The sequence below is a fragment of the Polaribacter batillariae genome (assembly GCF_017498485.1).
Lineage (GTDB): Bacteria > Bacteroidota > Bacteroidia > Flavobacteriales > Flavobacteriaceae > Polaribacter > Polaribacter batillariae.
On record NZ_CP071795.1, the window covers coordinates 1808957 to 1830144 of the forward strand.

Consider the following 21188-nt stretch of genomic DNA (forward strand, 5'->3'; position numbering starts at 1 on the left):
CAATGCTCAATGAGACATTTTTTAATTGAAATCTAACTCAATTGCAATTGGGCAATGATCGGAATGTTTTGCTTCAGATAAAATATATGCTCTCGAAATTTTGTCTTTTAAAGGTTCTGTAACCATGGCATAATCTAAACGCCAACCTTTGTTATTTGCTCTTGCATTTGCTCTGTAACTCCACCAAGAATATTGCTGCAAATCTTTGTTTAAATATCTAAAACTATCTATTAATCCAGAGTTTATAAAATTTCCAATCCATTCTCTTTCTTCTGGTAAAAACCCAGAAACTCCTTTCATTTTAGGGTTGTGTATGTCTATTTCTTCGTGGCAAATATTGTAATCACCACAAATAATCAAATTCGGAATTTCTTGACGAAGTTCGTTAATGTATTCTTGAAATTCTGCCATATAATTAAGCTTAAAGTCTAATCTCTGTAAATTTGTTCCAGATGGTAAATAGAGACTCATAATAGAAACTTCATCAAAATCGATTCTAAGATTTCTTCCTTCGAAATCCATGGTTTCAATTCCTGTTCCATATACTATTTTATTCGGTTTTTTTTTGCTGAAGATGGCCACTCCAGAATACCCTTTCTTTTGTGCAGAATAAAAGTAATTGTAAGGGTAACCAGCTTTTTCAAAAGCTTCGATATCTAATTGGTCTTTATTTGCTTTTGTTTCTTGAATACAAATTACATCTGGACTTGCAGCTTCTAACCAATCTAAAAAGCCTTTTTTTATCGCTGCTCTAATTCCGTTTACGTTGTATGATATTATTTTCATTAACCTCTTTTAATTTCCCCAAAGGGAGAAAATACTCTTATTTTATTATTATTTAAAAAAACAACCTCTTTACTTCCTCTTCTTCTCCATATTGTTTGTTTGCCATTATTGTTTTTAGAGATAAAATATAAGCAAAACTGATGGAAATTGTACTATTTATTCAAATTTTATCAAAAAAGTTTTTTTCCTTTGGAAAAGATTATAGAACCATTTCTGGAATTTCTCCATCAATAATTAAAGTACCTTCTGTTGCCTTTTGAATTTCTTCTACAGAAACACCTGGTGCTCTTTCTAGCAAATAAAATGCATTGTTTTTTACTTCTAAAACAGCCAAATTCGTTACTATTTTTGTTACACAACCAACACCAGTTAATGGAAGTGAACATTTTTTTAAAATTTTAGATTCGCCACGTTTGTTTGTGTGCATCATTGCTACAATAATATTTTCTGCAGAAGCCACTAAATCCATGGCTCCACCCATTCCTTTTACCATTTTTCCAGGAATTTTCCAGTTGGCAATGTCTCCATTTTCGGCAACTTCCATGGCTCCTAAAATGGTTAAATCTACATGTTTGCCACGAATCATAGAAAAACTGGTTGCAGAATCGAAAAAACTTGCGCCTGGCATGGTTGTAATGGTTTGTTTACCAGCATTTATAATATCTGCATCTTCTTCTCCTTCAAAAGGAAAAGGTCCCATGCCTAAAACGCCATTTTCGCTTTGAAATTCTACTTCTATATCTTCTCGAACATAGTTGGCAACCAAGGTAGGAATGCCAATGCCTAAGTTTACGTAAAAACCATCCTGAACTTCTTGTGCAATTCTTTTTGCAATTCCGTTTTTGTCTAACATATCAATGTGTCAATTAAATAATTTAAAAATGTATCAATTCTCTTTTCGAAATTTAACACTTGTACTTAATATTTTATATAAAATCAATCCTAATTCATTCACTTTTGAACTCAAATTTTTATGAGTTGGATAAGAGTTTGATTTCTCACATAGAATTAACCAATATTTAGTTTCCTCTAATTCTTTAGTAGCAATTTTTATTTTATGAATAAAATCTGCTTTACTTTCAGCATTTTGAGCTTTATGAACATTTGCTCCTATGCTTGTTCCAGATTTTAATAGTTGACGAGATCTTACAAACTTTTTGATGGATTGTAAATGCTCTCAATATTCAATGATTAATAATGCAACTTCAGTTGATTTATCTATTACTGGATTTTTTATTGTTACATTAATAAACTGTTATATTAATTAATTGCGCTTACGAACCGTTCGTTGTTCTATTCTTTTCTCGTAATTTTTTCCTTCGAATATTCTTTGTACAAATATTCCAGGAATGTGAACATTGTTTGGGTCTAACTCGCCAACTTCTACCAATTCTTCTACTTCTGCTACTGTAATTGTTGCTGCTCCACACATATTCGGATTAAAATTTCTTGAGGTTCCTTTAAAAACCAAATTTCCTGCAGCGTCTCCTTTCCAAGCCTTTACAAAGGCAAAATCGGCTTTAAATGCTGGTTCTAATACATACATTTTACCATCGAATTCTCGTGTTTCTTTGCCTTCTGCAACTTCGGTTCCATAACCTGCAGGTGTATAAAAAGCAGGAAAACCAGCCTGTGCTGCTCTACATTTTTCGGCCAAAGTACCTTGTGGCGTTAATTCTACTTCCAATTCTCCAGACAACATTTGTCTTTCAAATTCGTCGTTTTCTCCTACGTAAGAAGAAATCATTTTTTTAATTTGTTTTCCTTGAAGTAAAAGACCTAAACCAAAATCATCTACGCCTGCATTGTTCGAAATACAAGTTACGTCTCTAACATTTAGTCTTACCAATTCTGCAATGGCATTTTCTGGAATTCCACACAATCCAAAACCACCTAACATTAAAGTCATTCCACTTTTAACGCCTTTTAATGCTTCTTGAACGTTCTCTACTTTTTTGTGAATCATATATTTGTGTTTTAAGGATTTTACAATAAAATCTTCCCTTTTTTATATTGAGATTCTGAAACAAGTTCAGAACTAGAAATCGGTATCTTCTTCTGGTATTTGTTTTTTATCTCCTTCTTTTTTCTCGTCCTTACAATTGATATTGATAGATAAATTATCTGGCTTTTCGAAAGCTTCTTTACTAATTTTTAAGGTTTTATCTGCATAACATTTTTGCATATACAACGCCCAAGAAGGTAAAGACATGGTGGCTCCTTGCCCTTTTGCAATGCCTGCAAAATGCGTTGCTCTATCTTCTCCACCCGTCCAAACGCCTGTTGCTAAATTGGGTACAATTCCCATAAACCAACCATCTGATTGATTTTGAGTGGTTCCTGTTTTACCTGCAATGGCATTTGTGAATTTATAAGGAAAACCTGTAACAGCATCTCCTCCAGAACTCCACCCAGAACGCAAACGAACTCCAGAACCAGATTGTGTAACGCCTTCTAATAAGTTTAAAACTACATAAGCAGATTCTTCACTTAAAACCTCTTTTGTTTGTGGCGTAAATTCTTCTAAAACGGTTCCGTTTTTATCTTCGATTCTTGTAATGATCATTGGGCTTACTCGCAAACCTCTGTTTGCAAAAGTAGAATAGGCACTTACCATTTCTAATAAAGACAAATCTACAGCTCCTAAAGCAATGGATGGATTTGCTGGAACATCGCTTTCGATGCCTGCAGCTTTTGCCAAACGCACCACATTTTCTGGTGTAACCATATCTATTAATCTCGCAGACATGGTATTTATAGATCCTGCCAAACCATCTTTTAAGGTTAACATTCCTCCATATTTTAAATTCGAGTTTTCTGGAGTCCAATCTTCTGGAATGCCGTATTTTCCCTTTGGAATTGTGTAAGGTATATTTGGAAACATCTCGCAAGGAGACAATTTTAATTGATTAATTGCTGTTGCATACACAAAGGGTTTAAAAGTAGAACCTACTTGACGCTTTTGTTGCTCTACAGCATCGAATTTAAAATGCTTGTAATTTACACCTCCCACCCATGCTTTTATATGACCTGTTTGCGGTTCTATGGATAACAAACCAGATCTTAAAAAATATTTATAATATTTAATAGAATCTATTGGCGACATAATTGTATCTATATCTCCTTTGTAAGAAAACACGCTCATTTTAGTTTTCTTCTTGAAAACTTCATTGATGTATTTTTCTGATTTTCCTGCAATTTTTAAGCGTTTGTATCTGTCGGAATTTTTCTTTCCTCTCTCTAAAATTGCATTGATATCGCTTTGTTCGATATCGTAAAAAGGCGCTGTTTTGTTTCTTTTTTGCTCTTTAAAAAAATAGTTTTGCAAATTTGCCATATGTTCTTGTACAGCTTCTTCTGCATATTGTTGCATTCGAGAATCTATGGTTACATAAATTTTTAAGCCGTCTTTAAAAATATCGTATTCTTCGCCACTTGGTTTTGGATGACTCTGTACCCATTTTCGCATTACTTTTTGTAGGTGTCCTCTAAAATAAGTGGCATACCCTTCGTTATGACTTTCTGGAGTATAATTAATATCTAATGGTAATTGTTGTAAAGAATCTTTTTCAGCCTCTGTAATAAACCCATTTCTATTGGTTTGTTTTAAAACAACATTTCTACGTTGTTTTACTTTTGCTTCTCTTCTTAAAGGATTAAAATAAGAGGAGTTTTTTAACATGCCAACCAACATTGCAGACTCTTCTATTTTTAATTCTTTTGGTTCTTTCCCAAAATAAATTCTTGCTGCAGATCGAATACCAACAGCCTGATTTAAGAAGTCGTACTTATTTAAATACATCGCAATAATTTCTTGCTTTGTATATTGTCTTTCTAACTTCGTGGCAACAACCCATTCTTTCATTTTTTGCCCAATTCTTAAGAAGATATTGCTTGAAGCTCTTCCTGTAAACAGCATTTTCGCTAGTTGCTGTGTAATGGTACTTGCACCTCCACTACCTGGTTTTAAAACGGCTCTTGCTGTTCCTCTAAAATCGATTCCAGAATGTTCGTAAAAACGTTCGTCTTCTGTTGCTACTAAAGCATTTATTAAATTTTGAGGCAGTTCGTCGTAATGAATTGGTGTTCTGTTTTCTGTAGCATATTTACCAATGGTTTTTCCATCGATAGAAATAACTTCGGTTGCTAAATTTGTTTCTGGGTTTTCTAATTCTTCGAAAGTGGGTAAAGCTCCTAACCAACCCCAAGAAGCGAATAAAAATAGTAGTATTAAGAAACCAAAACCTCCTAAAACGATTCCCCAGAACCATTTAATATATTTCTTAAAATTTGTTGTTTTCTTTTTTGCCATCATAAATCTTGTCTCTTAATGTTGTAGAGATTTTATTAATTTGCTTTTTCCGTAGAAACGGGAATCTATTTTATTTTTTCGATACTTAAACCAACATCTGTAATGCCTTTTAAATGAGGCATTGGATGTATTTCTCCATTTTTTCGCATTGCTTGTCGAATAGTAAACTCATATTCTCCAGAAATAGGAAACACTTTATGCTCTTTGTAAAATAATTTATTGTCTTTTATTTCTGTAAAACCATCTCCTAAAAAATGCCCAGCAGCATCTGTTATTTCGTATTGTAATGTATCTACCACTTTTGTACCATTGGGAAACTTTAATTCTGTAATTACATACAAATTACTAAATTCGTAATCGTTATTATTTCGTATATTGATAAACAAATTTTTAGCCTGAAGGGTATCTTTTATTTCGAAATTAAAAAACACCTTTTCGTTTGCTTTCCAAGAACTATTTTCTAGTGATTTATATTGATTAAATTCCGTTTTTTTATCACAAGAAATAAAAATAACCGCAACTAAAATTAAGAAAAAAACTTTATTTCTTTTCGGAATTGCCAGCATTATTTGGTTTGTTATTTTTTCGAGTTCTATTATTTTTTCTTCTTGGTTTTGGTTTTGATACCCCATTTTCTGCTTTTGGCTGTTTTGGTTTGGTATTAGGGTTGGGTCTCGATTTTGGTTTTTGCTGTTGCTTATTTTGTTGTTTTGCAACTGGTTTTCTTTTTTGATTTGAATTTGATTGTGTTTTGTTTGCAACTACACCAACCGATTTTTTCTTGTTTTTATTTCTATTGTTTCTTCTTCTTTTGCTTGTTTTTGGAACATCGAAACGTGTTAAACTATCTTGCCCAACTGCGTCTTCGAAATCTACTTTTATAGCAACCTCTACATCCGATTCATATTCTTCTAACGTTGCAGATTTCTCGTTATTCTTATTCAGTTCTATAATTTCTAAAACTTGATCTAACGTTAAACGAAACCACTTAAAACGTTCTTCTTTGTAGGTGTACCAAAGATGTTGTTTAAAAATATCCATCTTTACAAAAACAGCTTCTCCTTTTTCTGTTTTTAAAACGATGTCTTGTTTTGGAAATGTTTTTAACGCATCTAAGTAGGTATCTAATTCAAAATTTAAACAGCATTTTAATTTGCCACATTGTCCTGCCAATTTTAATGGGTTTAGAGACAATTGTTGGTAACGAGCTGCAGATGTAGTTACCTTTCTAAAATCTGTTAACCAAGTAGAACAACACAGCTCTCTTCCACAAGAACCAACACCACCTAACCTTGCAGCTTCTTGTCTTGCACCTACTTGTTTCATTTCTACACGAATAGAAAATGCACTTGCCAAATCTCTAATTAATTGCCTAAAATCTACACGAGTATCTGCGGTATAATAAAAAGTGGCTTTGTTTCCATCTCCTTGATATTCTACATCAGACAGTTTCATTTGCAAACCTAAACGTCCTAAAATTTCTCTTCCTCTTCTTTGTGTTTCTTCTTCTTTGGCTCTAGATTGTTGCCAAATATCGATATCTCTTTGACTGGCTTTTCTGTAAATTTTCTTTACATCTTCGTGATCTTCGGTAATTTTACGCTTTTTCATTTGCACTTTTACCAATTCTCCTGCTAAAGAAACCGTACCAATATCGTGTCCTGGCGAACCTTCTACTGCAACAATATCGCCCATTGTTATGGGTAAATTGTTTGTGTTTTTATAAAAATGTTTTCTTCCGTTTTTAAAACGAACTTCGAAAATATTAAATCTTTCTTGTCCACTTGGTAAGGTCATATTCGATAACCAATCGAAAACGGCTAATTTACTGCCACTTCCACAGGTTCCTGACCCACAATTACCATTACTCTTACAGCCTTTTGGTACGCCATTTTCTGTTGTACCACAATTTCCACATGCCATGTAATTTTATATTTTTAGAAAAGCTCGAAGCTTTTTACTGTTCATAATTTTGATTATCAGATTGATACAAATACACAATCTTATCTTCACTAATCTGTAAATATACACATTCTCGAAGAATGAGAAAACAGGTACATAAAAGTAAATAAAATTCTATTTACTACGAAATTACACCGCAAATATACTTTTGAAAGCTTATTGGTTTTTGCGATTTTTAGAGTTTGTACAGATTGAATTAGAATTCGTTTACAAACAATACAAGTTTTTTTAGGTTTATCGTTAATTTTTAGCGAAAGATTTGATATTGAAATTGATGATTTTTTTCTTTATATAAAAAATAAAAAACCTTAATTTTAAAAAAAAATTAAGGTTTTAGAAATGAATGTAGAGGTGTCTAGCGGATTCGAACCGCTGTACATGGTTTTGCAAACCATTGCCTAGCCACTCGGCCAAGACACCTTTTGTAATTGGATTGCAAATTTACGCAAATTTACAAGTATTGCAAGTATTTTTTTGTGTTATCGCTTTTTTGTGAGAATAATAATTACTTCTTCTACATTTCCACCAATTGGTGGGTTAATTTTTGATACGGAAACTGTTGCTTTTTTAATTAATTTTATTTCTTTGAAAAAACGATCTAAAATTCGTTGTGCAACTTGTTCTAATAATTCAGAACGAATGGCCATTTCTTCTTTTACAATATGGTTTAAATGTACATAATCTACAGTATCTGCTAAATTATCTGTTTTTGCAGACTTTTTTAAATCTGCTTTTACCTCTACATCTATTCTATATTCTGAGCCTATTTTTGCTTCTTCCTCTAAACAACCGTGAAAAGCGTAGAGTTTTATGTTATTTACTTTTATGATTCCCATAATTATTAATTTGTCAGTTCGAGCGCAGTCGAGAACTAATTACTTATTTTGAAATTTTAAAACCTTTCGACTACGCTAAAGGTGACATTTTATATGCCTAATTTTACGATTCTATTTTCTCCCACATTTTATCTGTATTTAATCTAAAAGAGCCTAAATACTCGAAATTACACTGCTCTGGAGAAATGATAGACAAAAATGGTTCGCCGTTTTTATTGTTATATAAATGATAATTTTCTCCAATATTGGGCTCAAAACTAAATTTTGCATTGTAAATTAAATCGTTATACTTAAATTTTTGCATCAAATCTTCGTACTGTTTTTTAACCTCGTCGAATTTCGATTTTAATTGTTTGTTTACACGTTGAATTCCATCGTTTTTCCAACTTGCCGTATTTAGTGGTTTAATTACTGGAGAACTTGCAGAAGTTCCATAGGGTTTTAATGCAGCGTCATATTTTTGACTTTCCTCGTTAAAAACAACTAAATCTGGTTTTTTATCATCATTTTTCATTGAATACAAATTTACGATTGTTTTTATTACTCTGCGTTATTTACTTCAATCCAATATCCATCTGGGTCTTGAAAATAGAATTGTTGAATCCCGTCTTTTCGAACGTAATCTTTTTTTATCGTATTTGTCCAGTCTGAATATTCAATTTTTAGATGAACAAGGTGTTTTACAAATTCTTTTAAACTTGAAGTTGACAAAGCAAAATGAACTGCTTTATTTGTTTTTACTTCTAGATTTGGACGAGGAATTAAATGCAATTGCTTTCCCTGACCAAGTGACAACCATCTTGTTTTAGAGTTGGATGCGGTATTTTCTATTTCTTTAAATTGAAATACTTTTTGATAGAATGCAACAGATGCATCAACATTTTTTACAGAGAGTGCTATGTGATTTAATAAAAAAGAAGCCATACTTATAATAATGTTGTAAAAATACAACAATAAATAAGTAGTAAAACTTTCTTTTAAAAAACTTTAACTGGCAAAAATGCCTGCGCGAAGGATTGAAACGGCAGCTTTTTTAAGGTTCTAAAACCTTAAAAAACTATAGTGTAAAGCCTGACCTGAAAGGGCGCGCCCAAAAAAAACAACTTGTAAAAAAGTCGAAAACATTTCTAATTGCACTTGTTTTGGTTTTGTAAAACTCTGCATTTGTACAGCGCTCGCAAGCTACATTGGTGAATTTTTGGTTTTGGATATCGAAAATTTTTGATAAGATGCCACCTGTTGCTCTCATTTCTGCTAATTTATAGGTTTTATGATTGCATTTGAGACAGGTATAAATTCTAATTTAATTGCTTATAATAATTAATGTTTAATAATTCGTTGCAGAATTTGCATTTTTGTTACAAAACTCTCAATAGCAATGAAGTATTTTATGTAATTTTGTAGCTTAATTTTTTCATATAAAACGATGTCTGAAGAAAAAAAATCGCTTAATTTTTTAGAGCAAATTATTGAAGAGGATTTGGCAAACGGAATGCCAAAAGAAAGTTTGCGTTTTCGTTTTCCGCCAGAACCCAATGGATATTTACACATTGGCCATACCAAAGCCATTGGCATTAGTTTTGGTTTGGGGCAGAAATATAATGCGCCTGTAAATTTACGTTTCGACGATACAAATCCTGCAAAAGAAGAACAAGAATATGTAGATGCGATTAAGAAAGATATTTCTTGGTTAGGTTACAAATGGGCAAAAGAATGCTACTCTTCGGACTATTTTCAGCAATTATTCGATTGGGCAGTTTTATTGATAAAAGATGGTAAAGCGTATGTAGATTCGCAATCTTCTGAAGAAATGCGTATTCAAAAAGGAACGCCAACTCAAGTGGGTACCAATAGTCCTTTTCGAAATCGTTCTGTGGAAGAAAATTTAGCCCTGTTCCAAGGAATGAAAGATGGAAAATTTAAAGAGGGCGAGCATACGTTGCGTGCAAAAATAGATATGAGTTCGCCAAATATGTTAATGCGAGATCCTTTAATGTACAGAATTTTATACAAAGCGCACCATAGAACTGGCACAGATTGGTGTATTTACCCAATGTACGATTGGACGCATGGAGAGAGCGATTATATAGAGCAAATTTCGCATTCTTTGTGTTCTTTAGAGTTTAAACCTCACAGAGAGTTGTACAATTGGTTTAAAGAAAATGTTTACGAATATAGTGCAGATGAATATCCTTTAGCACCAAAACAACGTGAGTTTTCTCGTTTGAATTTGAGTTACACTATTATGAGCAAACGCAAGTTATTAACTTTGGTTGAAAACGGAATTGTTTCTGGTTGGAACGACCCAAGAATGCCCACAATTTCTGGTTTACGAAGACGTGGTTATACACCTGCATCGATTAGAAGTTTTGTAGAAACTGTAGGTGTTTCTAAACGTGAAAACGTAATTGATGTAGCCCTTTTAGAGTTTAAAATTCGTGAAGATTTAAACAAAACCGCCAACAGAGTAATGGCTGTTTTAGACCCTGTAAAAGTGGTAATTACCAATTACCCTGAAGGAAAAGAAGAAATGTTACAAGCAGAAAACAATCAAGAAGATGCATCTGCTGGGTATAGAGAAGTGCCTTTTTCTAGAGAAATTTATATCGAAAAAGAAGATTTTAGAGAGCAAGCGAATAAGAAGTTTTTTCGATTGAAATTAGGTAAAGAAGTGCGTTTAAAAAATGCCTATATTATAAAAGCAGAAAGCTGTACAAAAGACAAAAACGGAAACATTACCGAAATACAATGTACTTATGATAAATTGAGTAAATCTGGAAGTGGTACCGAAGAAAGTTTACGAAAAGTAAAAGGAACTTTGCACTGGGTTTCTGTAAAACACGCTGTAAATGCAGAAGTAAGAGCTTATGATAGATTGTTTTTAGATGAAGCTCCAGATGCACATAAAGACAAAGATTTTATGGAGTTTTTAAATCCGAATTCGTTAGAAGTAATTAATGCTTTTGTAGAACCAAGTTTACAATCGGCCAAAATTGGAGATCGTTTTCAGTTTCAACGTTTGGGATATTTTAATGTAGATGATGATGCTACTGCAGAAAAACTTGTATTTAACAAAACGGTTGGCTTACGAGATTCTTGGGGAGGAAAATAAGTTGGAAGTTGAGAGTTAGATGTTAGAAGTTGAGAGTTGGAAGTTTTTAAAAAATGTCTGTTCGAGCGCGGTCGAGAACTAATAAAAATTTATAATTATGAAAAAAATTCTTTTATTATCGGTATTTATGATGGCTTTTTCTTGTGGAAACAAAAAAGAGGTAACACAAATGGTAGAAGTTTCTTGCGGACAATGCAAATTCGATTTAGATTCTGAAGACGGTTGTAGTTTGGCTGTAAGAATTGATAACAAAGCTTATTTTGTAGATGGTTTTAATATCGACGATTTTGGTGATGCGCACGACGAGCATACTGGTTTTTGCGAAGTGGTTAGAAAAGGAGAAATTACAGGTAAAGTTGTAGAAGGAAGATTTGTTGCGAGTTCTTTGAAGTTGTTGGATTCTGAATAGAAAAACTTTTTCTTAAAATTAAAAAATCCGATGAAGATTTAAACTTTCATCAATTTTTTTTATATTTTTTATATATTATATACTATATATATTATATATTTGTATCGGGAGTTTAATATTTTGAAAAATTAGAGAATTGAAGAATTATGAAAAAATTAATAGAAATAGATGATTCTATTCTCACAAAACTGAAAGTATTATCTGCTTTTGAAGGATTAAGTGTAAAAGCCTTAATGGAAAAAGCTATAGAATTGTTTGTAAAATCGAAAGAAAAAGAACAATTAGATAGTTTAACCCAAGAACAAAAAGAAGATATTGGTCTTTTACTTTTAATGCAACAAGCAGATAAAACTGATACTGTTAGTGAGGAAGAGTTTTTAAATGCTTTAAAATAATGGAAATTATTTATTTACGTCAAGCTTTAAAAGATGTAAACAAAATTAAAAACAGTAAGTTAAAACTAAAATTAGCTAAAGTTGTAGCTAATTTAAAAATAGCAGAAAACTTATCAGAAATTAAGAATGTACAAGCAATGTCAGGTCATTCTGAAGCTTATAGAATTAGAATTGGTGATTATAGATTAGGAATTTTTTATTCCGAAGAAAAAATTACAATTGCCCGTTTTTTTAAAACGAGAAGATATTTATAAATTATTCCCATAAAAAATCCGATGAATTTAAATTCATCGGATTTTTTATGACTGCCAACTGAATACTGAAAAATTGCCCACTCAATTACGGAGCAGGATTAGGAATATCTGTATGAACTTCTTCAATTTCTTTTAAAGTTTCTTCGGATAAATCGATGTTGATAGAATTGATATTTTCTTTTAATTGATTCACTTTTGTTGCCCCAATAATATTACTCGTTACAAATGGTAATTGATTGATAAACGCCAACGACATTTCCGATAATGTAATTCCTGCTTTTTTTGCAATTGCTTCGTATCTTTTTACAGCTTCCAAAGAACCATCGCCCATATAACGTGCAATAAAACGTGGAAATAAGGTTCCTCTTGCGCCTTTTGGTTTGTTTCCGTCTAAATATTTTCCAGATAAAACACCCTGTGCCAAAGGAGAGTAAGCTAACAAACCAATGTTTTCTCTTAAAGAAACTTCGCTCATTCCTGCTTCGTAACTTCTGTGAATCAAAGAATATGAATTTTGAATGGTTATTGGTCTTGCCAATTTATTTACTGCTGCAGTTTGTAGGTATTGTAGAGTTCCCCAAGGAGTTTCGTTCGACAAACCATATTGTCTTATTTTTCCTTCTTGAATTAAATCATTTAAAGTTTTAATAATTTCTAAATAATTTTCAGTTGCATCTTTTGCAGCATCTGTTGGAAAATCTCTTGTTCCGAATACATTTACACCTCTATTGGGCCAGTGTAATTGATACAGATCGATATAATCTGTCTGTAAACGTTTTAAGCTTCCTTCTACAGCTTCTAGGATATTTTTTTTATTCAATCCACCTTCTCTAATGTGTTTGGTATAATCTCCACCACCTGCAATTTTACTTGCCAAAACAACTTTATCTCTATTTCCTGATTTTTTAAACCAATTCCCAATAATTTTTTCTGTAGAACCATAGGTTTCTGGTGAAGCAGGAACTGCGTATAATTCTGCAGTATCAAAAAAGTTTACACCTTGTTCCAGTGCATAATCCATTTGTTCGAAACCTTCTTCTTGTGTATTTTGGTTTCCCCAAGTCATGGTTCCTAAACATATTTTACTAACTTTTATATCGGTATTTGGGAGTTTTGTGTATTTCATTTTTTGTGTAATTGTTTATTTGTTGAATTGTGTAACTGTTTTTAAACTGACTGCTAAATTAAAACTAATTTAATCTTAAAACAAAAGCGTATAATTTAAAAAATTATACGCTTATAAGAATATGTTATAATTGAACTTCGACAAGCTCAGTTTGACATTTTGATTTATAATTATGTTTTCTGAATAATAATTGAATTCTTACAATTCAACAATTACACAATTCAACAATTACACCTATTTTAGAATAGCCTCAATTCCTGGTAAGCTTTTTCCTTCTAGCATTTCTAACATGGCACCACCACCTGTAGAAACATAGCTTACTTTATCTGCAAAACCAAATTGTTTTACTGCTGCCACAGAATCTCCACCACCAACTAACGAGAATGCGCCGTTTTTAGTGGCTTTGTCTATAGAGTGTCCTAATGCAATGGTTCCTGCAGCAAAAGATTCCATTTCGAAAACCCCTAAAGGTCCGTTCCATAAAATTGTTTTCGATTTGTTTACAATTTCATCAAAAAATTCTCTTGATTTTGGTCCAGCATCTACACCTTCCCAACCATCTGGAATTGCATTGATATCGCAAATTTGTGTATTTGCATCGTTAGAAAAATTATCAGCAGCAACCACATCTACAGGAATATGAACTTCTACTCCTTTTTCTTTTGCTTGTTTTAAAATATCTAATGCTAAGTCTTGTTTATCGTCTTCGCAAATAGAATTTCCTATTTTTCCACCTTGAGCTTTTATAAACGTAAAACTCATTCCACCTCCAATAATTAAATGATCTACCTTATCTAAAATATTTTCGATAACTGTAATTTTAGACGATACTTTAGCACCTCCTAAAATTGCCAATACTGGTTTTTCTGAATTGTTTAAAACCTTATCGATACTTTCTATTTCTCTTGCTAATAAATTTCCAAAACATTTATTTTCTTCAAAAAATTGTGCAATAATTGTGGTAGATGCATGTGCTCTGTGAGCGGTTCCAAAAGCATCGTTTACATAAATATCTCCAAATTTCGATAATTTCTCTGCAAATGCTACATCTCCTTTGGTTTCTTCGGCATAAAAACGAAGGTTTTCTAATAATAAAATCTCGCCCGATTCTAAATTAGCCACTGCTGCTTCGACTTTTTCTCCAACACAATCTTCCACAAATTTTACATTACAACCAATAATATCTACAACCGATTTTACAATGTGTTTTAAAGAAAATTCTTCTTGAAAACCTTTTGGACGACCTAAATGAGACATTAACACACAGCTTCCTCCTTGTTCTAAAATATCGATTATTGTTGATTTTGCAGCTTGAATTCTGGTAGTATCTGTCACTTCAAATTTATCGTTTAAAGGCACATTAAAATCTACACGAATAATCGCTTTTTTATTTTCGAAATTAAAATCTTTTAGTGTTTTCATTTTTGGTATTTTCTATTTTTAACAAAAATACCTTTTTCTTTAGTTTTTAGAAAGTTGAAATTTAAAAAGTTAAGTTAACGTTTGCGTAAATTATCTATTAAAGAATTCGGTTTCGACTGCAATCAATCTACCATTCTTATAAAATATAATTTTTGACATCTAAAATTGATGAGATTCTGCATAACAAATTTTATATTTGTACATGCTTTTCAACCAAATTATAGGTCAAGAACACATTAAAAACCATTTGCAAGTTTCTGCAGAAAATGGTAGAATTCCGCATGCGCAACTATTTGTAGGAAAAGAAGGAAGTGGCACTTTGCCAATGGCAATCGCCTACGCACAATTTTTATTATGTAATTTTTCTGAAAATAGTAATGCCTGTAATTTAAAATGCGAAAAATTACAGCATCCAGATTTGCATTTTGCATTTCCTGTAACTACTAATGATGCTGTAAAAAAGCATCCTGTTAGTAATTTATTTTTAGAAGATTGGCGAGATTTTGTTACTACACAACCTTATGGAGGTTTATTTAATTGGTTGCAATTTATTGGTGTAGAAAATAAACAAGGAAATATTGGGGTTGATGAAGCTGAAGATGTTGTAAAAAAACTACAACTAAAAAGTTACGAAGGAGGTTTTAAAGTAATGATTATTTGGATGGCAGAAAAAATGAATATTGCTGCCGCCAACAAATTGTTAAAATTAATCGAAGAACCACCAAATAAAACGGTTTTTATTTTAATTACCGAGAATGAAGAGCAAATTATCAATACCATAAAATCGCGTTGCCAAGCCTTACATTTTCCTGTTTTGGCAGAACAAGATATTGCAAAAACTTTGGTTGAGAGAGAAAATTGCTCAGAGAGTGAGGCTGCAAGCATTGCACATCAAGCAGAGGGAAATTATAACAAAGCCGTTCATTTATTACACAACGATGCTTCTGATTTGGTTTTTGAAGAATGGTTTATTGCATGGATAAGAACCGCGTTTAAAGCCAAAGGAAATGCTTCTGTGGTGCAACAATTAATTTCTTGGTCCGACACGATTGCCAAAACCGGACGTGAAACTCAAAAACGTTTTTTAGAATATTGTTTGCAATTTTTTAGACAAGCTTTATTACTAAATTACAAATCTGAAAATTTAGTTTTTATGGAAACAAAAACCCGTTTCGATTTGTCTAAATTTGCGCCTTTTGTACATGCAGGTAATATTTTAGAAATAGAAAAAGAACTGAACGATGCCATCTATCATATAGAAAGAAATGGAAATGCTAAAATTATTTTGTTAGATTTATCGATGAAACTAACGAGGTTTTTGCATAAAAAGGAAGAGACTGTTTAACTCATTTATCTTAAAATAATTCTTTCTTTATAAAAAATTCTACCTAAAAATGTAACCTTTTTGAAAACTTGAGGTTTTAAAATTGGTAACCAACTTAAGTAGAGATTATTATGAAACATCTTAAATTAATTGCAATTATTTTTATTTTTTGGAGCTGTAAAAACAATAAAAGCACAAATGAATATCAAGATTTAATAGTAATTGACCAAAACTATAAAGAATCCTTAAAAATAGCTTCAGAAAAAGATAAGCTAATTTTTATTGACTTTTATACAACTTGGTGTGCACCTTGTAAAAAATTAGATAAATTAGTTTTTAAAAACGATTCTATAAAAAAAATTCTTAAAAAAGATTTTATACTATTAAAATACAACGCAGAAAATGATACCGTTTTTCACTTGTCGAAAAAACACCATATAAGTAGTTATCCTACTGGACTTATTTTAAATAAAAAAGGGTACGTTTTAAATAGAAAGTATGGTTTTCCTGGAGAAGATTTTTTATCGTTAAGTAAAATTGTACTAAAATTTACCAATGAAAGTATTTTGTTAAACAACAAAAATAAAATAATAAAAGGGTATTCCAATAAAATTGATGAAGCCAAATATCCACAATTTTATATTGATTATGTGAACAGAACTAATACTAAAATTAATCCTTTAGAATTAAATGAGTATTGGAGCTCAAATAAAAATGTTTTATCTGAACAATATTTTTCTACACTCATTTATTTTGCACGAGATGCTTCTGATAATGTTGCAAACAAAACATTAAAAAATATAAATGCATACAAAGAACTCTATGGTAATAATGATGTTGAAATACTGATGTATTTCTTAACTTCTGGAAAATTTAGTAGAGCAATTTCTGAGAAAAATCAATTAAAATACGATGAAGCTGTTCTTTTTGCTAAAAATGCTTTAAGTGTTCAATGGACTGATGATATACTACCAAATTTTGAAAAAGAGTTTACAAAAACTTTAAATGAATAAATTTTAAACCTTATAGTTTTTTGATTAAAAAAGTTGTTTTTAAAAAAACAGCTTTTTTTATTTTATATTTATATGATTTTAAAAAAAACTAAAAAAGTGTCCCCTTTTTATTTTTAACAAACGTCTTAATAGTATAAACTTAAAAACTTTAGATTATGAAACAATTTATGATGATTTTTATTGGCGAAGATTATGCTGATTTAGGGCTTTCTCCAGAAGAAATGCAAAACAGAATGGAAAAATGGTTTGCTTGGAGTCAAAAAATGGATGCTGCAGGAATTAAACATGAAGGTGAAGCCTTAACTTCCAAAATAAGACGTATTTCTGGTGTTGAAAGAACAGCTAAAGACATTGCATCTACAGAATTAAAGGAAATTGTTGGTGGTTATTACACAGTTTCTGCCAAAGATTTTGATGCTGTTGAAGAAATTGCCAAAGATTTTCCAGATTACGATTTAGGCTCGTTTGTAGAAATTAGAGAAATTATGGTATTTGATCATTAATGGAAACGAAACTTATAGACCATCTTTTTCGATATCATAGTGGAAAGATGGTTTCTGTTTTAACTCGAATTTTCGGACTCTCAAATCTGGAAATTATTGAAGATGCTGTGCAAGATACTTTTCTAAAAGCCAGCATTTCTTGGCGAAAAAAACAACCAGAAAATCCTGAAGCTTGGTTAACAAAAGCTGCAAAAAACAGAGTTTTAGATATTTTTAGAAAACTAAAATCAGAACAAAAACACTTTCCAGAAATTAAAGCAAATTTTGAATCTATTACAACAAATGAACTTTTTTTAGATGCGGAAATCGAAGATGCACAACTTCGAATGATTTTTACTGCTTGTCACCCAAAATTAGACGCTAAAGACCAAATTGTATTTGCCCTAAAAACCATTGCTGGTTTTAGCACCAAAGAAATTGCATCGGCTTTATTAACCAAAGAAGAAACCATTAAAAAACGCTTGTTAAGAGCTAAAAAAACGATTAAAAAGACAAAATTAGCCTTCAAAATTCCACAAGGAAAAGAACTTCCAGAAAGGATTGATAGCGTTTTAAATGTTATTTATCTTATTTTCAATGAAGGTTTTCACTCCAACAAAAAAGAAATTTTAGTGCAAAAAGAATTGTGTGGCGAAGCCATTCGTTTGTGTAAAATGTTATTGAAAAATAAACATACTCAAATTCCTGAAAGTTATGCTTTGTTTGCCCTCATGTGCTTTCATTCTGCAAGATTAAATGCAAAAATTAATACGGAAAATGAGTTGTTGGATTTAAAAAATCAAGATAGAAGTAAATGGTCTTTTCCTTTGATTCAATTAGGAAATATGATGATGAACAAAGCTGTTGAAACAGAACATTTTTCAAGCTATCATTATGAAGCAGCAATTGTTGCAGAACATATAAAAGCTCCAAATTTCAAGCAAACCAATTGGCACAAAATTCTTAATTATTACAAGTGTTTACACAAATTACAGCCTTCCACTTCTTATGTATTAACAATGGCTGTTGTCTGTTTACAAAACGAAAATTATACAAAAGCTAATTATTATCTCGAGCAAATAAATCCTGATGATTTAGCACAACGTTCGTATTTATTTTATGGCGCAAAAGCAGATTATTTTGCCAAAACCAACAATAAAAAAGAAGCTTTAAAATTTATTAATATTGCTTTAGAGAAAGTCTCTAATAACTTGGAAAAGGAATTTTTGGAGAGGAAGAAAAAAAGTTTGCTACTTTAAAAAGAGGTATTTCTCATTTTGAGTGAAACGCAGTGGAATTGAGAAACCTTAAGAATCAGGTTTGCATTATAGATTTCTCCACAAGGTCGAAATGACAAACGAATGTCATTTTGAGTGAAACGCAGTGGAATCGAAAAATCTTTTATTGTAGTTTAATATTGAAAAAAAAATTACATCACGCTTTAAATTTGTTAAGATTTCTCCACAAGGTCGAAATGACAAACGAATGTCATTTTGAGTGAAAGGCAGTGGAATCGAAAAATCTCTTATTTGTAGTTTAATATTGAAAAAAATACGTCACTTTTTAACTTTGTTAAGATTTCTCTACAAGGTCGAAATGACAAACGAATGTCATTTTGAGTGAAACACAGTGGAATCGAAAAATCTCTTATTGTAACTTAATATTGAAAAAAAAATTACATCACGCTTTAAATTTGTTAAGATTTCTCCACAAGGTCGAAATGACAAACGAATGTCATTTTGAGTGAAACGCAGTGGAATCGAAAAATCTCTTATTGTAACTTAATATTGAAAAAAAATTACATCACGCTTTAAATTTGTTAAGATTTCTCCACAAGGTCGAAATGACAAACAGATGTCATTTTGAGTGAAACACAGTGGAATCGAAAAATCTTTTATTGTAGTTTAATATTGAAAAAAAAATTACATCACGCTTTAAATTTGTTAAGATTTCTCCACAAGGTCGAAATGACAAACGAATGTCATTTTGAGTGAAACGCAGTGGAATCGAAAAATCTCTTATTGTAGTTTAATATCGAAAAAAAAATACATCACATTATAATTTTGTTGAGATTTCTCCACAAGGTCGAAATGACAAACGAATGTCATTTTGAGTGAAACGCAGTGGAATCGAAAAATCTCTTATTATAACTTAATATTGAAAAAAAATTACATCACATTATAATTTTGTTGAGATTTCTCCACAAGGTCGAAATGACAAACTGAGTCGAAATGACAAACTGAATTAAACTCCTTTTTCAACACGTTTGGCCACGTACAAATCTGCAATGGTTGGGTTTTCTGGACAACTTTTTATCTTTGTAAATTCATCGCCTGCTTTTATAAAACCTGTTTGTAGAACTTTAAAGTAAACGCCACACATTGTAGTATTCCAAAACTGTTTTACAATTTTTACATCGTTAAAACGAATGCCTAATTTGTAACAAGGGTTTCTTTGCACAGTTGCTTCTAAAATGGTTTCTCCAATTTTAAAGGTATCTCCTTGATGAATTTTCGTTTCGTCTAAATCATCAACCGTTAAATTTTCACCAAACATTCCGTTTTCCCAGTTTAAATTTGGGTATTTTTCTTTCCAAAAAGCATAGTGTTTTAAAGAATACCCATAAACTGCTTGTAAAACTCCTCCATGATTTTTTCTGTCGGAAATTTCATCACCTTTTACATCTTCTGTATCTAAAAAAATAGGTTCTGTAACTGGAAATTTAAAAATTCCTGTGGTTACTTTTTTCCCTTTCCAATCAATTTCTTTACGTTCGCCAATATTTGTTGAAATAATTTTCATATTTTAAAATATAATCTTACAATGTGAAACATATATAAAATGTCTTTTCGATTGAAGCAAAGCGAAACAGAGAAATCTTTATTACGAATTACTTTAAGATCTCTCCATAAAGTCGAGATGACAGATAAACATAGTTTTTACAAAGTTTACTTTTTAAATTTCTCTAACGCTTTTTTAGTAAAATCAGACAGCACCAATTCTCCAGAAACTGCTGCTCTTTCTGTTAATAAGTTGTTCCAATTTTGGGTTCCTTTCCACAACGCTTTTTTCATTTCGGCTAAAGCTGTATGATTGTAAGAAGCCAATTTTTCTGAAAGTATTTCTACTTCTTTATCTAACTCTTTTATCGTTTCAAAAACTTTTGCATACAACCCTTTTTCTTTTGCCCAATACGCATTTTTCCAATTGGTGGCATCTAAAGTTAATTCTGCTGTTCCAGAAACTCCTATTTTTCTAGTTACAGCAGGTTCAATTACAAAAGGTCCAATTCCTATGGTAAATTCTGACAATTTTATAGCAGCATTTTCTGTTGCCAACACATAATCGCAAGCAGAGGCTAAACCAACGCCACCACCAACTGTTTTTCCTTGAATTCTTCCAATAATTAGTTTTCCACAAGTTCTCATGGCATTTATCACATTTGCAAAACCTGAGAAAAATTCTTTACCTTCTTCTAAGTTAGAAATAGCTACTAATTCATCAAAAGAAGCGCCTGCACAAAAGGCTTTTTCTCCTTCTGACTTTAAAATAATGATAGCGACTTCATTATTTTGCCCAACTAAAATTAACTCTTTTCGCAATCTTTCTAACAATTCACTTGGAAAAGAATTGCTTGCAGGATGCCCAAATTCTATGGTGGCTATTTTGTTATTAATGTGGGTGTATAAACTTCCGTTTTTTCTATTTGTAGTCATATTATTGAATTTTTATCAAAAATAAACGATTCAAATTTA

General features: G+C 31.4%; 23 protein-coding genes and 1 tRNA gene. 8 read left to right on the forward strand and 16 right to left on the reverse strand.

Going from position 1 to position 21188, the window contains the following annotated elements:
• Positions 1-21: 21 nt before the first annotated feature.
• The 12 genes from JL193_RS07705 to JL193_RS07760 all read right to left on the reverse strand — a co-directional run bounded on the left by JL193_RS07705 (position 22) and on the right by JL193_RS07760 (position 9199).
• Positions 22-786 carry an exodeoxyribonuclease III gene (locus JL193_RS07705; RefSeq protein ID WP_207973227.1) on the reverse strand — a complete coding sequence of 255 codons (765 nt, stop codon included), beginning with the start codon at positions 784-786 and terminating at the stop codon, positions 22-24.
• Positions 787-985: 199 nt separating this feature from the next.
• Positions 986-1639, reverse strand: a complete 654-nt coding sequence (locus JL193_RS07710; protein ID WP_207973228.1) for a CoA transferase subunit B — start codon at positions 1637-1639, stop codon at positions 986-988.
• Positions 1640-1672: 33 nt separating this feature from the next.
• A complete protein-coding gene (locus tag JL193_RS07715) occupies positions 1673-1948 on the reverse strand; it encodes a four helix bundle protein (protein WP_243456891.1) in 276 nt (91 codons plus the stop codon).
• Between the two features lie 102 nt (positions 1949-2050).
• On the reverse strand, positions 2051-2752 hold the full coding sequence (locus JL193_RS07720) for a CoA transferase subunit A (RefSeq protein WP_207973229.1): 702 nt from the start codon (positions 2750-2752) through the stop codon (positions 2051-2053).
• A 72-nt stretch (positions 2753-2824) separates the two neighbouring features.
• Positions 2825-5098, reverse strand: coding sequence for a penicillin-binding protein 1A (locus tag JL193_RS07725; RefSeq protein ID WP_207973420.1), 2274 nt, complete (start codon positions 5096-5098; stop codon positions 2825-2827).
• Positions 5099-5163: 65 nt separating this feature from the next.
• Positions 5164-5664: a gliding motility lipoprotein GldH gene (locus tag JL193_RS07730; RefSeq protein WP_207973230.1), complete on the reverse strand. Its 501-nt coding sequence runs from the start codon at positions 5662-5664 to the stop codon at positions 5164-5166.
• Positions 5639-7021 carry a PSP1 domain-containing protein gene (locus JL193_RS07735; RefSeq protein ID WP_207973231.1) on the reverse strand — a complete coding sequence of 461 codons (1383 nt, stop codon included), beginning with the start codon at positions 7019-7021 and terminating at the stop codon, positions 5639-5641. Before JL193_RS07735 ends, JL193_RS07730 begins: the two co-directional genes overlap by 26 nt.
• Before the next feature lie 388 nt (positions 7022-7409).
• Positions 7410-7480 (reverse strand) — tRNA-Cys (locus JL193_RS07740).
• A gap of 59 nt (positions 7481-7539) precedes the next feature.
• Positions 7540-7896 carry a dihydroneopterin aldolase gene (gene folB / locus JL193_RS07745; RefSeq protein WP_207973232.1) on the reverse strand — a complete coding sequence of 119 codons (357 nt, stop codon included), beginning with the start codon at positions 7894-7896 and terminating at the stop codon, positions 7540-7542.
• A 103-nt stretch (positions 7897-7999) separates the two neighbouring features.
• Positions 8000-8410, reverse strand: a complete 411-nt coding sequence (locus JL193_RS07750; RefSeq protein ID WP_207973233.1) for a DUF2452 domain-containing protein — start codon at positions 8408-8410, stop codon at positions 8000-8002.
• A 26-nt stretch (positions 8411-8436) separates the two neighbouring features.
• A complete protein-coding gene (locus JL193_RS07755; protein WP_207973234.1) occupies positions 8437-8820 on the reverse strand; it encodes a VOC family protein in 384 nt (127 codons plus the stop codon).
• Positions 8821-8953: 133 nt separating this feature from the next.
• Entirely contained in the window at positions 8954-9199 is a 246-nt protein-coding gene (locus JL193_RS07760; protein ID WP_302849927.1) for a zinc ribbon domain-containing protein, read from the reverse strand.
• Between the two features lie 123 nt (positions 9200-9322).
• Between JL193_RS07760 and JL193_RS07765 the strand changes: the two genes are divergently transcribed.
• The 4 genes from JL193_RS07765 (at position 9323) to JL193_RS07780 (ending at position 12066) form a co-directional block, all read left to right on the forward strand.
• Positions 9323-11008, forward strand: coding sequence for a glutamine--tRNA ligase/YqeY domain fusion protein (locus tag JL193_RS07765; RefSeq protein ID WP_207973235.1), 1686 nt, complete (start codon positions 9323-9325; stop codon positions 11006-11008).
• A gap of 97 nt (positions 11009-11105) precedes the next feature.
• Positions 11106-11417 carry a DUF6370 family protein gene (locus JL193_RS07770; RefSeq protein WP_207973236.1) on the forward strand — a complete coding sequence of 104 codons (312 nt, stop codon included), beginning with the start codon at positions 11106-11108 and terminating at the stop codon, positions 11415-11417.
• A 146-nt stretch (positions 11418-11563) separates the two neighbouring features.
• On the forward strand, positions 11564-11812 hold the full coding sequence (locus JL193_RS07775; RefSeq protein ID WP_207973237.1) for a hypothetical protein: 249 nt from the start codon (positions 11564-11566) through the stop codon (positions 11810-11812).
• Positions 11812-12066 (forward strand): type II toxin-antitoxin system RelE family toxin, encoded by a 255-nt coding sequence (locus tag JL193_RS07780; RefSeq protein ID WP_207973238.1) that lies wholly within the window; start codon positions 11812-11814, stop codon positions 12064-12066. Before JL193_RS07775 ends, JL193_RS07780 begins: the two co-directional genes overlap by 1 nt.
• 85 nt (positions 12067-12151) lie before the next feature.
• Here the strand turns inward: JL193_RS07780 and JL193_RS07785 are convergent, their stop codons facing one another.
• Both JL193_RS07785 and JL193_RS07790 read right to left on the reverse strand, forming a co-directional pair.
• Positions 12152-13192, reverse strand: a complete 1041-nt coding sequence (locus tag JL193_RS07785) for an aldo/keto reductase (protein ID WP_207973239.1) — start codon at positions 13190-13192, stop codon at positions 12152-12154.
• A 234-nt stretch (positions 13193-13426) separates the two neighbouring features.
• A complete protein-coding gene (locus tag JL193_RS07790; RefSeq protein ID WP_207973240.1) occupies positions 13427-14614 on the reverse strand; it encodes a phosphoglycerate kinase in 1188 nt (395 codons plus the stop codon).
• Positions 14615-14816: 202 nt separating this feature from the next.
• On the opposite strand from JL193_RS07790, the gene JL193_RS07795 reads away from it, so the two are divergent.
• The 4 genes from JL193_RS07795 to JL193_RS07810 all read left to right on the forward strand — a co-directional run bounded on the left by JL193_RS07795 (position 14817) and on the right by JL193_RS07810 (position 18692).
• Positions 14817-15959 carry a DNA polymerase III subunit gene (locus JL193_RS07795; protein ID WP_207973241.1) on the forward strand — a complete coding sequence of 381 codons (1143 nt, stop codon included), beginning with the start codon at positions 14817-14819 and terminating at the stop codon, positions 15957-15959.
• Between the two features lie 110 nt (positions 15960-16069).
• Positions 16070-16951 carry a thioredoxin family protein gene (locus JL193_RS07800; RefSeq protein ID WP_207973242.1) on the forward strand — a complete coding sequence of 294 codons (882 nt, stop codon included), beginning with the start codon at positions 16070-16072 and terminating at the stop codon, positions 16949-16951.
• 155 nt (positions 16952-17106) lie between these two features.
• The gene (locus tag JL193_RS07805) at positions 17107-17454 is read left to right on the forward strand and encodes a YciI family protein (RefSeq protein WP_207973243.1); all 348 of its coding nucleotides are present in this window, start codon (positions 17107-17109) and stop codon (positions 17452-17454) included.
• A complete protein-coding gene (locus JL193_RS07810; RefSeq protein WP_207973244.1) occupies positions 17454-18692 on the forward strand; it encodes an RNA polymerase sigma factor in 1239 nt (412 codons plus the stop codon). The genes JL193_RS07805 and JL193_RS07810 overlap by 1 nt, the downstream gene beginning before the upstream one ends.
• A 985-nt stretch (positions 18693-19677) precedes the next feature.
• Here the strand turns inward: JL193_RS07810 and JL193_RS07815 are convergent.
• Entirely contained in the window at positions 19678-20235 is a 558-nt protein-coding gene (locus tag JL193_RS07815; protein WP_207973245.1) for an MOSC domain-containing protein, read from the reverse strand.
• Between the two features lie 146 nt (positions 20236-20381).
• Entirely contained in the window at positions 20382-21149 is a 768-nt protein-coding gene (locus JL193_RS07820) for an enoyl-CoA hydratase/isomerase family protein (protein WP_207973246.1), read from the reverse strand.
• Positions 21150-21188 lie beyond the last annotated feature (39 nt).